The sequence below is a fragment of the Streptomyces sp. H27-D2 genome (assembly GCF_035828615.1).
In the GTDB taxonomy this organism is placed as follows: Bacteria; Actinomycetota; Actinomycetes; order Streptomycetales; family Streptomycetaceae; genus Streptomyces.
In genome coordinates this window covers 1-16216 of the sequence record NZ_JAYMZR010000129.1, presented here as the reverse complement: position 1 = coordinate 16216, position 16216 = coordinate 1, and the positions used below count along the sequence as shown (strand labels likewise).

General features: G+C 73.5%; 11 protein-coding genes. 2 read left to right on the top strand and 9 right to left on the bottom strand.

Going from position 1 to position 16216, the window contains the following annotated elements; translation table 11 throughout:
* Positions 1-2236: AAA family ATPase (locus QMK28_RS31015; protein ID WP_326443025.1), on the top strand; the 2236-nt coding region annotated here is incomplete at its 5' end.
* A 110-nt stretch (positions 2237-2346) separates the two neighbouring features.
* Here the strand turns inward: QMK28_RS31015 and QMK28_RS31010 are convergent.
* The 9 genes from QMK28_RS31010 to rimP all read right to left on the bottom strand — a co-directional run bounded on the left by QMK28_RS31010 (position 2347) and on the right by rimP (position 15513).
* A complete protein-coding gene (locus tag QMK28_RS31010; protein WP_326443024.1) occupies positions 2347-3300 on the bottom strand; it encodes a bifunctional riboflavin kinase/FAD synthetase in 954 nt (317 codons plus the stop codon).
* Positions 3301-3345: 45 nt separating this feature from the next.
* Positions 3346-7749: a trypsin-like peptidase domain-containing protein gene (locus QMK28_RS31005; RefSeq protein WP_326443023.1), complete on the bottom strand. Its 4404-nt coding sequence runs from the start codon at positions 7747-7749 to the stop codon at positions 3346-3348.
* 333 nt (positions 7750-8082) lie between these two features.
* Complete coding sequence (truB, locus tag QMK28_RS31000) at positions 8083-8988, bottom strand: tRNA pseudouridine(55) synthase TruB (protein WP_326443022.1); 906 nt, start codon at positions 8986-8988, stop codon at positions 8083-8085.
* Positions 8985-9554 (bottom strand): 30S ribosome-binding factor RbfA, encoded by a 570-nt coding sequence (gene rbfA, locus QMK28_RS30995; RefSeq protein WP_326443021.1) that lies wholly within the window; start codon positions 9552-9554, stop codon positions 8985-8987. Before rbfA ends, truB begins: the two co-directional genes overlap by 4 nt.
* A 54-nt stretch (positions 9555-9608) precedes the next feature.
* The gene (locus QMK28_RS30990; RefSeq protein ID WP_326443020.1) at positions 9609-9905 is read right to left on the bottom strand and encodes a DUF503 domain-containing protein; all 297 of its coding nucleotides are present in this window, start codon (positions 9903-9905) and stop codon (positions 9609-9611) included.
* 141 nt (positions 9906-10046) lie between these two features.
* Complete coding sequence (gene infB, locus QMK28_RS30985; protein ID WP_326443019.1) at positions 10047-13196, bottom strand: translation initiation factor IF-2; 3150 nt, start codon at positions 13194-13196, stop codon at positions 10047-10049.
* Positions 13197-13345: 149 nt separating this feature from the next.
* A complete protein-coding gene (locus QMK28_RS30980) occupies positions 13346-13645 on the bottom strand; it encodes a YlxR family protein (RefSeq protein ID WP_326443018.1) in 300 nt (99 codons plus the stop codon).
* 150 nt (positions 13646-13795) lie between these two features.
* Positions 13796-14842 carry a transcription termination factor NusA gene (nusA, locus tag QMK28_RS30975; RefSeq protein ID WP_326443017.1) on the bottom strand — a complete coding sequence of 349 codons (1047 nt, stop codon included), beginning with the start codon at positions 14840-14842 and terminating at the stop codon, positions 13796-13798.
* Between the two features lie 2 nt (positions 14843-14844).
* Positions 14845-15513: a ribosome maturation factor RimP gene (rimP, locus tag QMK28_RS30970; RefSeq protein WP_443050887.1), complete on the bottom strand. Its 669-nt coding sequence runs from the start codon at positions 15511-15513 to the stop codon at positions 14845-14847.
* A 201-nt stretch (positions 15514-15714) separates the two neighbouring features.
* On the opposite strand from rimP, the gene QMK28_RS30965 reads away from it, so the two are divergent.
* A partial coding sequence (locus tag QMK28_RS30965) for a hypothetical protein (protein ID WP_326443016.1) occupies positions 15715-16216 on the top strand: 502 nt, incomplete at its 3' end.

Below are 16216 nucleotides of genomic sequence, written 5' to 3'. Positions count from 1 at the left end.
GTTCCCGCCCGCCGCGCAACCGCCCGCCGCGCAACCGCCCGCCGGGCAGCAGCCCGTCGCGCAGCAGCCCGCTGCCTCCGCGCCCCCGCAGGCCGGTTCCGGCTCCCCGCAGGCGCACGCTGCCCGCGCTCCCGGTACCCCTGCCGCGCCTCCCGCCCCCGGCGCGCCCTGGTCCCCGCAGGCCGCCGACCAGCCCGCCCCGTACGCCCCCGGGCCGTACCCCTCCGCCCCCTACGCCTCCGGCCAGCAGCCCGCAGGGCCCGGCGCTCCGGACCGGCAAGGCGGCCAGGGCTTCCCGCCGCCCGGCACTCCCGGCACTCCCGGCTTCCCCGCGCCGGCTCCCGCCCCGGCTGCGCCCCCCGCACCAGCTCCGGACCACGCCAACGCACAGGCCGGCTACGGCTACCCCCTGGCGGACCACCCCAACGCGCAGCCCGGCTACGGCTACCCGCAGCCGAGCGACGCCGTCCCGGCCGCCCCCTGGGCTCCCCAGCCCGGAGGCCACCCGTACCCCGGGCAGCCCTTGCCGCCGACGTCGGCGCAGCAACCGGGACAGCAACCGGCCGCCCCGAACCAAGCCGCGCCCTACCCGTCCGGCCCCAACCCCGGCGACCCCAACCCGGCCATGCCGCAACCCGGTTACGGCTACCCGCAGGCGGGCGCACCCGCCGCCGCACCGGAGCCGCAGCCCGCGCAGTCCGGGCAGTCCGGTCCGGTCGACCCCCGCTCCGGCGGATGGCCCGCCGTCCCGCCCGATCAGCGCCAGCGCTCGGTGCCCGGTGCGCCGCTCGGCTACACGGCCGCCGTCGAGCTGTCCTCCGACCGGCTGCTGCGGGGCAAGCAGAAGCCCAAGAATCAGGGCAACGGCCCCGGTTCGCGCTTCAAGATCGGCGGCAAGGCGGCCGAGGCGGAGCGGCAGCGGAAACTCGAACTGATCCGCACGCCCGTGCTGTCCTGCTACCGCATCGCCGTGATCAGCCTCAAGGGCGGTGTCGGCAAGACCACGACGACCACCGCGCTCGGGGCGACGCTCGCCACCGAACGCCAGGACAAGATCCTCGCGATCGACGCCAACCCCGACGCCGGCACGCTCGGCCGCCGGGTGCGCCGCGAGACCGGCGCCACCATCCGCGACCTGGTGCACTCGATCCCGCACCTGCACAGCTACATGGACATCCGCCGCTTCACCTCGCAGGCGCCCTCCGGTCTGGAGATCATCGCCAACGACGTGGACCCGGCGGTCTCCACGACCTTCAACGACGAGGACTACCGCCGCGCGATCGACGTCCTGGGCAAGCAGTACCCGATCATCCTCACCGACTCGGGCACCGGTCTGCTCTACAGCGCGATGCGCGGCGTCCTCGACCTCGCCGACCAGCTGATCATCGTCTCGACGCCGTCCGTGGACGGTGCGAGCAGCGCCAGCACCACGCTCGACTGGCTGTCCGCGCACGGCTACGCGGATCTGGTGCAGCGCAGCATCACGGTCGTCTCGGGCGTCCGCGAGACCGCGAAGATGATCAAGATCGAGGACATCGTGCAGCACTTCGAGACCCGCTGCCGCGGTGTCATCGTGGTGCCCTTCGACGAGCACCTGTCGGCCGGCGCGGAAGTCGATCTCGACATGATGCGGCCCAAGACCCGCGAGTCGTACTTCAACCTGTCCGCCCTGGTCGCCGAGGACTTCTCACGCGCCCAGCAGCAGCAGGGTCTGTGGACGATGGACGGCAACCCGCCCCCGCAGGCGGCCCCGCCGCTGCCCGGCCAGCAGGGCTACCAGGAGCAGCAGCCTGGCCGGCAGGAGCAGTGGCAGGGCGGTCAGCAGCCCGGCGGCCCGTACGTCCAGCAGGGCTTCGACCCGCAGACGGGCCAACCGCTGCCGCAGCAGCCCCAGCAGCCGTACTACCCCCAGCAGCAGCCCCCGCAACCGCAGCAGCAGGGCTACCCGCAGGCCCAGCCCCAGGCCCCGACGCCGCAGCAGCCGCAGCCCGGTGTGCAGCAGGGGTGGCAGCCCTCGGACGCGTCCCAGGCGCAGTCCGCCCCCAGCCCGGCCGGAGCGCCGCCCCAGCCGGGTCAGCAGGGCTACCCGGGCCAGCAGCCCGGCCAGCAGGGTCCGGTGCCGCCGGGCTGGCCACAGCACCAGCAGCCCGCGCAGCCGCCGCAGCCGGGCCAGGCCTGGCCGCAGCAGCCCGACAGGTCGGCCGAGGGCGGGCAGCCGCCGCCGTACCAGCAGTAACGGTCGCCGCACCGCCCGAGCGCGAAAGGGCTCGCACCGTCCCAACGGTGCGAGCCCTTCGTGCGTCTACGTGCGTCTACCGCGTCGTCACGCGTGCAATGGCGGCAGCGCTACGGCTTCCCGTACGCCTCGACCAGCGCGCTGGACCGCTTGACGTCATCCGCGATGGCTTCCAACAGCGTCTCGATCGAGTCGAATTTCTCCATCCCGCGCAGATACGCGAGGAAGTCCACCGCGACGTGCAGCCCGTACAGATCCAGGCCCACCCGGTCGATCGCGTACGCCTCGACGGTCCGCGCGGTGCCGTCGAACTGCGGGTTGGTGCCCACCGAGATCGCCGCGGGCATCGCCTCGCCGTCGACGGTCAGCCAGCCGGCGTACACGCCGTCGGCCGGGATCGCGGTGTGCGGGAGCGTCTCCACGTTGGCGGTCGGGTAGCCGAGTTCGCGTCCGCGCTGCGCTCCGCGCACCACGACGCCCTCGACCCGGTGAGGCCGGCCCAGGATCTCCATCGCGCCCGCGATGTCGCCTTCGGCGACCAGCCGCCGGGTCAGGGTGGAGGAGAACGGCTCGCCGCCGCCCGCCTCGCCCCGTACGTACAGGTCGATGACCTCGACCTCGTAGTCGTACGTCGGACCCAGCTCGGTCAGGAAGGCGACGTTGCCCGCGGCCTTGTGCCCGAAACGGAAGTTGGGGCCCTCGACGACGAGACGCGCGTGCAACTTGTCGACCAGCACCTTCACCACGAAGTCGCCGGGTGAGAGCTTCGAGAACTCGGTCGTGAACGGCAGGATCAGCAGCGCGTCCACGCCCAGCTCGGCCATCAGCTCCGCGCGCCGGTGATGCGCGGCGAGCAGCGGCGGGTGGCTGCCCGGCCGCACGACCTCGCTGGGGTGCGGGTCGAAGGTGACCACGACCGCGGGCACGCCCAGCTCACGCGCGCGGGCCACCGCCTGCCCGATGATCAATTGGTGACCGCGGTGCACGCCGTCGTAGGAGCCGATGGTGACGACGCTGCGTCCCCAGTCATCGGGGATGTCCTCCAAGCCACGCCAGCGTTGCACTGTGCCCGCTCCTCGCCCGAACTCTTGTGTGTCGATTACGCAGGTCTAAGACTGCCATGCCGTGCGCCCGCCGCTCGCATCGGCATAGGCGGGACCCGCCCCGGACCGCCGCGCAGGGCGCGCCACACCCGCCAGGACCTCGCACTGCCGCAGTGCGCTCGGCCCGACCACCGCCGCCCACTCCCCCGGCGCCGACTCCAGCCACCCGCGTACCAACCCCGCGAAACCGGGCACCTCCCGCGCCAGCTGCACCACCCGACGGTCGAAGCAGGCGGCTCCCTCCGGTGTGCGGACGAGCAGCATGCCCGTGCGGTGCACCAGGTCACGGGTACGGGCCTCCGGGCGGCGCGCGGCGCCTTCGGCCACCGCCAGCAGCAGCGCGTCGAGGACGTCCAGGTCCGGGCCGGCCGACTCCCTCTGGACCTTACGGACCTCGTGCGACCCCTGGAGCTCGTGAGCCCCTTGCGCATCCTGCGCTCCGGGCAGCCGGGGCTCCCCGTACCGCGCCCCGTACTGCTCCCGCTCCAGCAGCACCTCCAGCAGCTCCTGCCGCAGCGGCCGCGACACCGCCGTCCCCGGCTCCGCCAGCACCGGCACCAGCGCCCGGCGGACCCGGGAGGGGTGCTCCCGCAGCAGATCCACCACCAGCGGGAAGACCACCGCGCGCGCCTCGGGGCCGTGCTCCAGCCGCCGGTCGACGAACGCGGCGGCGTGCCCGGCGCCTTCGGGGCGGTGCGTGACGTGTTCGCGGACGAGCATGGCGGCCCGCCTGGCCAGCGCCGGGGCGGTCACCTCCGCGAGGGTCCGCAGCACCTCGCCCGAGCCCTCGCCCGCTTCGTACAGCCGGGCCCGGAACACGGCGAGCACCGGCTCCGGATGGGTGTCGAGCGCGGGGGCGAACGCGCTCGACGGCACATGCCGGTCGCCCGCCGCGAACCGCTTCAGCGCGGGCTCCAGGTATGTGGCGCGGGTCGCCGGATCGCGTACGAGCAGGGCCAGCGCCGCTCCGTGCAGCGGCGCGTCGGCGGCGCGGCCGAGCGATACGAGGGCGGAGTAGCGGAGCAGTTCACGGTCGGCGGCGGTGCGCACCCAGGGCGCCACACACGGCCCGTAGGCCGCCGCGGCGACATGCCGCTCGGGCCGCTCGTCGTGCGCCCAGCGGTCCACGGCGCGGCAGAGCGCGGACGGCTCGTCCTCGGCGAGCGCGGTGAGGAGTTCGTCGGCGCGCGAGTGGGCCGCGGCGACCAGCGCCTCGGTGAGGTCGTCGACGGCTCGCCGGCGGTGGGTGTACAGCAGCGCCTGGGCGGCGGCTGCGACCGTCGGACGCTCATCGGGCGCGTCCGCCCCCTCCGAAGCCCGCCTGGCCGCCTGCAACGGCCGTCCGTCCGCGAACCAGCGGCACAGCAGCGGCTGCACCTCGCGCGGATCGGCGCACAGCAGATCCCGTACGGCGGGCAGGAAGCGGCCCGTCGCGGCGGCGCCGAGGGCGCCGAGGCCGGCACGGCCGTCCTCGGCGGCGGGCGGCGGCCCGTCGGCGGGGAGCAGCAGCCGCAGCAGGTCGAGGCGCGCGGCGAGGTCCAGCGGCAGCCGCAGCCAGAACCACGGCCCGAACTCGGCCAGCCCGCCGAGGTCGTGAGGGTGACGGCCCTCCGGTCCCCCGAGGTCGCGCTCGGCTTCGTTCCGACCGGACTGTCCGTGCGTCCGGCCTTCCACGCGGCTTCCCGCACGGTCCTCCGGCGGGCCCTCCGCCGGGCGGTCCCCCTCGCCCTCCCACTCCCCGCTCAGCGCGAATCCGCCACGCCGTACGGACCGCAGTGTGATCCGCTCCGCGAGCAGCCGCAGCACGCCCAGGTACGGCCGGCTGTCCGGCACCCGGAGGAGCACCTCGCCGAGCAGGTGAGCGGCCCACCAGGCCGGGTCCGCCACCGGGGGGCGGGGGGAGGCCAGGCCGCCGCCGTCCGCGCTCGGGTACGGGTACGGGGCGTCGAGCGCGTGCACCAAGTTCTCCAGGCGGCGCGCGAGATGGGCGGGGCCCTGTTGGCGGCCGAGCAGCAGCAGCGCCTGGATGACCGGCCCGATCCGGTGCCGGGGAACGGGCAGCGGGTCAGGGCCTGCGGTGGACACACTCTCCGAGCCGGAGCCGGAGCCGGAGGCAGCCGCTCCGCCCTGCGCGGGCACGGTCTCGGACACCCGTGTGCGGTCGCCCGCCGCCCGCCCTCGCCGGGCACGCTGACGCGGCGCGCGAGCCTGTGGAACGCTGACGGAGGCGAATGACGTGGTGGGCGTGAACGACGTGGCGGAAGTGCCGGCCGTGCCGAACGTGATGGAAGCGGCCACTCCTGGCACCCCGACGCCCCCGCCGGCCGCACCACTCCCGCCGACCCCGTCGGCTTCGTCCTCCAGCACGCTCGCGTCCGCACGCCACCGGTGCACCAGCGCGTTCAACGCGACGTCCAGGTCCAGGTGGTTGCCCTGGAGCCAGTCCGCGAATTCCTCGTGCGCGAAGCGGTAGCCCGCGCCCGTCGGGACGAGCAGGCCCTCGGTCAGCACCGCCGACGCCCAGCCCGTGCGCCACGGGAAGATCTCCTCGAAGGACTCCCGTCCCAGCTCCCCCTGCTCGGGGCCCAGGCAGCGACGGGCCGCCTCGTGCGCCTGCCCCGCCACCCGGGCCGCGAGCCGCCGGACCGCGCTGCCGCGCGGCGCGGGCCGCTCGGCGGCTGCCAGCCGTTCCGCGATCCGCAGGCACATCAGGTCGAGGTACGCCGAGAAGACGTCCCACCTCGGCGGCGCGTCATCTCCCGTTCCGGCCGCCTCCCGCGGACGCTCCGCCTCCTCCGGCAGCGCCGCCCGCACCTCGGCGAGCAGCCGCAGCGCCAGCGGATGGCGGGCGTCCGCCTCGGTCAGGGCGGCGGGCGGGATGCCGTAGCGTTCCCGGGCCTGCTCGGCCTGGTGGGGCGGCAGGTCGCCGAGCCGTACGCAGTCGGGCAGCGCCCGCGCGGGGGCGCCGCGCGGGGTCTCCGCCGGGTGCCGCGGTACGTAGCGCAGGGCCGCCGGGAACAGCGCACCGGCCTGCTCCCAGTACTCGGGGCGGCAGGCGACGACCAGCCGCGCCCCCGCCTCCCGCAGCCAGTTCGCGGTCCGCTCCGTCCACTCCGGGAGCCGGTGGGCGAGCACCGGCGGCATCTCCTCCGGGCCGTCCAGCAGGATCAGCAGCGGGCGGCCGATGACGCGGGCCAGCCGGGCGAGCGCGTCCGGGGTGGCGGCGCCCGCGTCGCCGATGGTGCCCGCCTCGCCCGCCGACGCGGTGATGATGCGTCCCGCCCGCTCCAACGCGCGCCCCACCGCGTCGGTCAGGCTCCGGTCGGCGGCGCGCAGATCGGCGCCGCGCAGCCAGACGGTCGGCATCGGCTCGGCGCCGCACGCACGGCGGGCCGCCAGCGCGGCCAGCTCCGTCGTCCGCCCCGTGCCGGGGTCGCCCACCAGCGCGAGTACGGCCGCGCCGCCCGCCTCGAAGGCCCTGAACTCCTCGGCGGTGTGCGGCCGTTCGACCGGTTCACGCCACCCGGGAGGGCTCTCGGCCGCCCCGCCGGACGCGTTGCCGGAGCCGACCGAGAGGCCGGTGAGCTGGAGCGCGCCCGCGAGGTTCAGCTCTCTGCCGTATGCGGGCACGGTCGCCGCGTTCCGCTCCAGGAGCGCCGCGAGCGGGCCGCCCGGGTCCGCCGCCGCGGCTGCCCGCAGCGGGACCGCGAAGCCGCCCGCCCGGTGGCCGGCGTGCAGGGCGGTGCCGAGCACGGCGATGACCGCTCCCGTGCGCGCGTCCAGCACGGGTCCGCCCGCCGCCGCGCCGCCCAGCGCGAGCGCCTCCCGGTCGGCCGGTTCGCCCTCGCCCGCCGCGTCCACCGAGAGCTCCAGCGCGGTGCCGAGCAGATGGAAGCGGTCGGTCGCGGTGTAGGTGACCGCGGCGGTGCCGTCCACGGTCCAGCCGTCCAGCCAGCCGCGGGCCCGCAGCCGGACCCGGGTGCCCGGCTCGATGTCGGCCGCCGCCGCGACCGGCAGCGGCTGCACGGCGAGACCTTCGGTCCGTACGAGTGCGAGGTCGGCCTCGGGCAGCGCGGTGACCGCGTCCGCGTCCACCAGGCAGGTCCGGTCGCCGGGGGCGCACAGCACCAGGCGCGCGAGGCCGTCGACGGCCTCATGGCTGGTGATCAGGGTGCCGAGGTCGTCGGCGAGGAAGCCGGTGCCGCGCGGGCGGCCGGCCAGGTCGCGGATGAGCACCAGGGCCCGGTCCGCGCGGAGCGGCCCGTCAGCGCCGGAACGGCTCCGGGCGCCCTCGCCCCGGCCATGTCCCGGCATCGCCCGGCCCTGTTCCGCCCTGACCCGGTCCGGACCCGGGTCAGGGCGGCCGTAGCCCCGAGCCTGGCCTCCGGCATGGGAAACCCCTACCGCCATCCGCCGATCCTCCCCGTCACACCCCGTTCCCCGACGGTAGACGGATCGTGATCGGCCGGACAGATCACCTGGCGAACGCGCCCCCATACGCGCCCGTCAATCACTCCGAGCGCCCGCCCGAAGGGGTGAATCCGCCGCACGGAATGGATAAAGAGACAAGGGGGCGCAATCGCGCCCGATCCAGCAGGGGCCGGGGGGCCAGGAGGGGAGTTGTGGGGCGGCACCGGACCTCCGGTACCGCCCCACAATGAAACGAACGTGCCCAACTCACCGCAACTCACCGCAGTGCGGCGCGGCGCGGCGGCTGACAGTGCTGCCGGCGATCGCTGGTGACTACCGGTGGAACACGGCGAGGCTCTTGGCCCTGCCGTTGTGCTCCTCGATGAGCGCCAGGAAGTTGTCCTCGGGGTCGAAGACGGCGATCGGGCCGTCCCCCGCCAGTCCCGGACTGTCGATCCGGACGCCGTTAGCGAGCAGCCTGGCCTGTTCGGCGTCCAGGTCCCAGCGGCGGAAGGCAGCCGCGGCGGCGTCGCCCATCGGCAGCACCGCGAGCGTCTCCTCCAACTGCTCCAGGGTGTGCGCCTGGTCGATTCCGTACGGGCCGACCCTGGTGCGGCGCAGCGCCGTCAGATGGCCGCCGACCGCGAGGTCGGAGCCGAGGTCGCGGGCCAGCGCACGGATGTACGTACCCGAGGAGCAGACCACCGTGACGTCGAGGTCGAGTACGGCGGCGCCGTCCTCGGCCGTCGCCTCGCGCACCTCGTGCAGGTCGAAGCGGTGGATGGTGATCGGCCTGGCGGGGATCTCGAACTCCTCGCCCTCCCGCACCCGCGAGTACGCGCGCCTGCCGTCGATGTTGATGGCGCTGACCTTCGACGGCACCTGCTGGATGGCGCCGGTCAGCTTGGCGATGCCCGCGTCGATGGCGTCACGGGCGATGCCGTGAGCGGTCTTCGACGCGGTGATCTCGCCCTCGGCGTCGTCGGTGACGGTCGTCTGGCCGAGCCGGACGGTCCCCACGTACTCCTTCTCGGTGAGCGAAAGGTGCCCGAGCAGCCGGGTCGCCTTCTCGACGCCGAGGACGAGCACGCCGGTCGCCATCGGGTCGAGGGTGCCGGCGTGCCCGACCCGCCGGGTCTTGGCGATGCCTCGCATCCGCGCGACCACGTCGTGCGAGGTGTAGCCGGCGGGCTTGTCCACGATCACCAGGCCGTCGGGCCCGGTTCCTTTGCGCTTCATACCTTCGACGTGCCCTCGTCGCCTTCCGCGGCCCCGTCCGGCGCGGCCGCCTTTCCGTCACCGGCGGCTCCGGACGGCTCGGCGGCTGTGCCGTCGGCGGCGTCGGCGGCATCGGTCTCGTCGCCGTCGTCACCTTCGTCGTCCGGGTCCTCGGCCTTGCGGTACGGGTCGGCGTCGCCCGCGTACTCGGCGCCCGTCGAGGCGTCCCGCACCTGGGCGTCGGAGGCGCGCGCCCTCGCGAGGAGGTCGTCGATGGTCTTCGCGTCGTCCGGCAGCGCGTCGAGGACGAAGGCCAGCGTCGGGGTGAAGCGCACCCCGACCTGCTTGCCCACCTCGGAGCGCAGGACGCCCTTGGCGCTCTCCAGCGCGGCGGCCGAGGCCGCCCGGTCCTCGTCGTCGCCGAAGACCGTGTAGAACACGGTCGCGTCCCGCAGGTCACCCGTGATCCGGGTGTCCGTGATCGTCACGAACCCCAGTCGCGGGTCCTTGATGCGCCGGTCCAGGGTCTCCGCGACCACGACCTGGATACGGTCCGCCAGCTTTCGCGCCCGCGCGTTGTCGGTCACCGGTCCTTCTCCTTCATGTCTTCCAGCATCTTGCTTCCGGCGACGGCGCCGCGCTCAGTCGTCATCGTCGCCGTGCAGCCGTCGTCGTACGGACAACAGCTCCACTTCGGGCCGGGCGGCGATCCAGCGCTCGCACCGGTCCAGTACGTCTGTGAGATGCCCCGCGTCCCCGGAGACCGCCGCGAGACCGATCTCGGCCCTGCGATGGAGGTCCTGGTCGCCGACCTCCGCCACGCTCACCGCGTACTTGCGGTGCAGCTCGGCGACGATCGGGCGGACGACGGAGCGCTTCTCCTTCAGCGATCGAATATCGCCGAGGAGGAGGTCGAAGGACAGCGTCCCTACATACATGCAGTGCGGGTGAAGCCCACCCGGAAGGCCTCGTCCATGGCGCCCGCTGATCAGCAGGGCCACAAGAACCGTACACGCAACGGCCGGGGCCGATCGACGGATATACGCTCCGCCGACCGGCCCCGGTCGCATTCAACGTGATCAGCCGCGAGGCTTCTCGCGCATCTCGTACGTCGCGATGACGTCGTCGATCTTGATGTCGTTGAAGTTACCGAGGTTGATACCGCCCTCGAAACCGTCACGAATCTCGGTGACGTCGTCCTTGAAGCGACGCAGCCCCACGATGTTGAGGCTCTCCGCGATGACCTTGCCGTCGCGGAGCAGTCGCGCCTTGGTGTTGCGCTTGACCTCGCCCGAGCGGACGAGCACACCGGCGATGTTGCCGAGCTTGGAGGAGCGGAAGACCTCGCGGATCTCCGCGGTGCCCAGCTCGACCTCCTCGTACTCCGGCTTGAGCAGACCCTTGAGGGCCGCCTCGATCTCCTCGATGGCCTGGTAGATCACCGAGTAGTACCGGACGTCGACGCCCTCGCGGTCGGCCATCTGCGTCGCGCGGCCTTCGGCGCGCACGTTGAAGCCGATGACGATCGCGTCGGAGCCGGACGCCAGGTTGATGTCGGACTCGGTGACCGCACCCACACCGCGGTGCAGCACCCGGATGTCAACTTCTTCACCGACGTCGAGCTGGAGCAGCGAGGACTCGAGAGCCTCCACCGAACCGGACGCGTCGCCCTTGATGATGATGTTGAGGTCCTGGATGAGACCGGCCTTGAGCACCTTGTCGAGGTCCTCGAGGGACACCCGTCGGGTGCGCTTGGCGAAGGCCGCGTTGCGCTCTCGCGCCGCGCGCTTCTCGGCGATCTGGCGGGCCGTACGGTCCTCGTCGACAACCAGGAAGTTGTCGCCGGCACCGGGCACGTTGGTCAGACCGAGCACCAGGACGGGGGTCGAGGGACCCGCTTCCGTGATGTTGTTGCCCTTGTCGTCGAGCATCGCCCGGACACGGCCGTAAGCGTCGCCGGCGACCATGGTCTCGCCGACCCGCAGGGTGCCGCGCTGAACCAGCACGGTCGCCACGGCGCCGCGACCACGGTCGAGGTGAGCCTCGATCGCGATGCCCTGCGCGTCCTGCGAGGCGTTGGCCCGCAGGTCGAGCGAGGCGTCAGCGGTCAGGATGACCGCTTCCAGCAGTGCGTCGATGTTCTCGCCCTGCTTGGCGGAGATGTCGACGAACATCGTGTCGCCGCCGTACTCCTCGGCCACCAGCCCGAATTCGGTGAGCTGACCGCGCACCTTGGTCGGGTCGGCGCCCTCGACGTCGATCTTGTTGACCGCGACCACGATCGGCACGTCGGCCGCCTTGGCGTGGTTCAACGCTTCGATCGTCTGCGGCATCACACCGTCGTTCGCCGCGACCACGAGGATCGCGATGTCGGTGGACTTCGCACCACGGGCACGCATGGCGGTGAACGCCTCGTGGCCCGGTGTGTCGATGAAGGTGATCGGACGCTCGTCGCCGTTGACGACGGTGGCGACCTGGTAGGCGCCGATGTGCTGGGTGATGCCGCCGGCTTCGCCCGCAACGACGTTCGTCTTGCGGATCGCGTCCAGCAGGCGCGTCTTGCCGTGGTCGACGTGACCCATGACGGTCACGACCGGCGGACGCGCGACGAGCATTTCCTCGCCGCCCTCGTTCTCGCCGAACTCGATGGAGAAGGACTCGAGAAGCTCGCGGTCCTCTTCCTCCGGGCTGACGATCTCGACGACGTAGTTCATCTCGCCGCCGAGCAGGTGCAGCGTCTCGTCGGTGACCGACTGGGTCGCGGTGACCATCTCGCCCAGGTTCAACAGCACCTGGACCAGCGACGCCGGGTTCGCGCCGATCTTCTCCGCGAAGTCGGTCAGCGAGGTACCGCGCGACAGACGAACCGTCGCACCGTTACCGCGCGGCAGCATGACGCCGCCGGCGGACGGGGCCTGCATGGCCTCGTACTCCTGGCGCCTCTGCCGCTTCGACTTGCGACCGCGACGAGCGGGACCGCCGGGACGGCCGAAGGCGCCCTGCGTTCCACCACGCGCGTTCGGACCACCGGGACGACCGCCGCCGGGACGGCCGGCGAAACCGCCGCCACCACCGGGAGCGCCGCCACCGGGACGGCCTGCGAAGCCGCCGCCACCGGGACGACCGCCGCCACCGGGACCTGCCGGACGGCCTGCGAAGCCACCACCGGCGGGACGGCCGGCGGCAGCGCCGCCGGGACGGCCGGCACCGGCGCCGGGACCGCCGCGGCCGGGGCCGCCGCCGGGACGCGCGGGCGCGCCGGCAGCCGGACGCTGCGGCATCATGCCGGGGTTCGGCCGGTTACCGGCCGGAGCGCCACCGGGACGCGGGGCGCCTGCCTGCGGACGAGGCATGCCGCCCGGGCTCGGGCGGGCACTGCCCGCACCCTGCGGACGCGGGGCGCCGCCGGGGGCACTCGGGCCGCCGGGACGCGGAGCGCCGCCGGGAGCACCCTGACCGCCGGGACGCGGGGCGCCACCGGGTCGGGGCGTCTGCGGACGCGCCATGCCGGTGCTGCCACCGGATGTGAAGGGGTTGTTGCCCGGACGCGGTCCGGACGGACGCGCGCCGGCCGGACGTGCGGCGCCCTGGCCGCCTGCCTGGCCTGCGGGACGCGGGGCGCCGGGACGGCCGCCCTGCTCGCGACCCTGGTCGCGGCTCTGACCGGCCGGAGCCGGACGGGCCGGACGCGGGCCGGGGGTGGCGCCGGGCTTGCTGCTCGCCGCGGGCCGCGCGGCGGGAGCCGCCGGCGGCGCGGTGAACTCCGGAGCGGCCGGAGCCGGGGAAACCGGAGCCGGAGCCGCGGGCGCGACCGGGGCGACCGGAGCCGCCGGGGCGACCGGGGCCGCGGGCTGCGCCGGGGCCGGCTTGGGCGCCGGGGGCTTCGGACCCGGACGCGGGCCCGGAGCCGGAGTGCTGGGAGTGCTGCTCGCGTCGTCCGCGGCAGGCTTGGCCGCCGGAGACTGCGGGGCAGCGGGACGTGCCGCTCCGGCCGGGGCCGGTGCGGACGGCTTGGCGGGCGTCGCCTTGGACGGCGCCGCGGGCTTGCCGGCGGCGCGGCCGGAGCCGTTGCCCTGCTGGAAAGCGTCAGTCAATTTGCGTACAACGGGCGCCTCGATAGTCGAGGACGCCGAACGTACGAATTCACCGAGTTCAGTGAGCTTGGCCATAACAGCCTTGCTCTCAACCCCGAACTCCTTGGCGAGTTCGTATACCCGGACCTTAGCCACTTCGCTCCTTTTAGGTCCGGGGTGCTCGTCCGCCGGACCGTCGCTACTTCATGGGCGTACTCATCGCGTACTCATCGAGTGCTCATCGCAATCTCGACCTACTTCCGACTCGCGAGGTACCTGACCGCACGGGTTCCCGTGCCGTTCTCTTACGATGCCGCCGTGGTGGCGGACTGTTCGGCCTGCTCGATGTAGAGGCGGAGTTCCTCGGCGCCGAGCGGACTCTTGGTCCGGAAGGCCCGGGGAAACGCCCGGCGGCGGACCGCCAGATCGAGACACGCCGTGCCGGGATGCACGTAGGCACCCCGGCCGGGCAGCGTACCGCGACGGTCGGGGACGCATTCGCCCTCGATCATCACCGCACGCAGCAGGTCATCCTTGGCCGCTCGCTCCCGGCATCCCACACAGGTTCGCTCAGGGCATACACGGGCATGCGTCCGGCCAGACACTACTTAAGTCTACCTCCCCGCGCGGGCCTCACCCTTCCGGGGCTGAGGCCGAACGGATACATGGGTCGTCGGTGGTGTTTGACGCACTCCGGCCGGTGATCGGCTGTGCTGGGCCGGGCCCCGGTCGGTGCGACCGGGCCCGGCCTCTCGTCAGTCGCGGCGCGCGGACCGGTCCCGGTCGTCGCGGCGGTCGTCACGGCGGTCGTCCTGCTCGCCGCTCTCCTCGGTGTCCGGGCGGATGTCGATCCGCCAGCCGGTCAGCCGGGCGGCGAGCCGGGCGTTCTGCCCTTCCTTGCCGATCGCCAGCGAGAGCTGGTAGTCGGGCACGATGACCCGGGCGGAGCGCGCCGCGAGGTCCACGACCTCGACCTTGCTCACCCGCGCGGGCGACAGCGCGTGCGCCACCAGCTCCGCCGGGTCGTCCGACCAGTCGACGATGTCGATCTTCTCGCCGTGCAGCTCGGCCATGACCGCGCGCACCCGGCTGCCCATCGGGCCGATGCAGGCGCCCTTGGCGTTGAGCCCGGAACGGGTCGAGCGCACCGCGATCTTGCTGCGGTGACCTGCCTCACGGGCGATCGCCTCGATCACCACGGAGCCGTCCGCGATCTCCGGGACCTCCAGGGCGAACAGCTTGCGCACCAGGTTGGGGTGCGTACGGGACAGCGTCACGGAGGCGCCGCGCACGCCCTTGGCCACCCGTACGACATAGGTGCGCAGCCGCAGACCGTGCTTGTAGTCCTCGCCCGGCACCTGCTCCTGCACCGGCAGCATGGCCTCCATGCGGCCGATGTCCACCAGGACGTTCTTCGGGTCCCTGCCCTGCTGGACCACGCCGGTGACGACGTCGCCCTCGCGGCCGGCGTACTCGCCGAAGGTGATGTCCTCCTCGGCGTCGCGCAGCCGCTGCAGGATGACCTGCTTGGCGGTGGTCGCGGCGATCCGGCCGAAGCCGCCCGGGGTGTCGTCGAACTCACGGGGCTCGGCGCCCTCTTCGGCGTCGGCCCCCGGGTCCTCCTTCGCCCAGACCATCACGTGTCCGGTCTCACGGTCGAGCTTCACCCGCGCCTGACGGCGGCTGCCCTCGGTGCGGTGGTACGCGATGAGGAGGGCCGACTCGATCGCGTCGACCAGCAGGTCGAAGGAAATCTCCTTCTCCTGCACCAAACCCCGCAGGGCACTCATGTCGATGTCCACGGCTACGCCTCCTCTTTGCTCTCGTCGTGCTTGTTCTCGTTCTCGTTCACGTGCTCGCCCTGCTCGTCGTCGTGCTGCTCGTCGTCGTAGCGCTCGTCGTCGTCCTGCACGTCATCGTCATCGTCGTCATCGCCGCCGTCCGCGAGTGCGGCCTCGTTGGCGATCCGCTCGGCCTTCTCGGCGGCCTTGCGGTGGAACTCGACCTCGACCCGCGCCTTGGCGATCTCGCTGAACTCGACCCGGCGCGCCTTGGGCTTGCGCCCCTTGACGCCCGGCACCTCCAGGTCGAGGCCCGCCTCGTCCAGCTGCATGATCCGCGCGATCAGCTCGTCGGCGTCCGCGTCGCCGTCGACGAACTCGATCTTGATCAGCCTGCCGAGGGCGCGGCGGTAGTGCCGGAACTCGGTCAGCCGTCGTTCCGCTCCGGCGGAGCCGACTTCGAGGACGTAGGGGGTCGCGCCCATCACGTCCGACTCGTCGAGCACCGCGGAGGCCGCCCGGCTGAGCTCGGCACACGCGTCCAGCTGTACGCCTTCGTCGGAGTCGACCACGATCCTGAGCACCCGGCGGTTACCGGCCGGCGTCACCTCGACCTCTTCCAGATCCAGGTCCCGCTCGCTCGCGAGCGGTTCCAGCAGTTCGCGCAGCCTCTCGCTCTGGGTGGTGCTCATCCGGATGACTCCTCGGCCGCGTGTGCTGTTGTGGGGAAAGTCGTGTGTCGGTCAAAGACTATCCGTTCCCACACAGTGCTGACGATTCGGCGGCCCCGCCCCGGCCCGGCGGGGCCGCACCGGGAGCCCGGCCCGACGCCGGTACGCTCACCTGCGGTGATCACTGCCCAGAAAGAGGCCAGGAAGAGGAACGTGCCGTCCATGACGACAACGCGGGGCCCCGGCGGCCCGGCCGCCCCTCCATCCGTTTCGCCCGGCTCCGCCCCCGGCCCGCGACGGCGGAGCCTGCTCGCCGTCGGCGCGCTGGGGACGCTCGGCGCCGGAGCACTGCTGACCGGCTGCTCCGACGACACCCCGGCCACCGAAAAGGCCGCACAAGCCGCACAGTCCGAGCACGGTCCGGCCGCCGAGCGGCTGCGCACCCGTGGCGCACGCGACAGCGCCGAACTGCTGGAGTCCTACGCGGCGACCGCGGGGGCGCACCCCGACCTGGCCGAACGGCTGCGGCCGCTACAGGACGAAGTCACCCGGCACGCGCGGGCGTTCGGCACACCCGCCGCGTCCGCCGCACCCTCCGCCGGCGGCTCCGCCCGGGGCGACTCCCCGGGCGGCTCCCCCAGCGCGGAGCCGTCCGCGAGCGGCGGCCCGCCGTCGGCTCCGTCGGCTCCCTCGGCTCCGTCGGCTCCGTCGGCTCCGTCGTCTC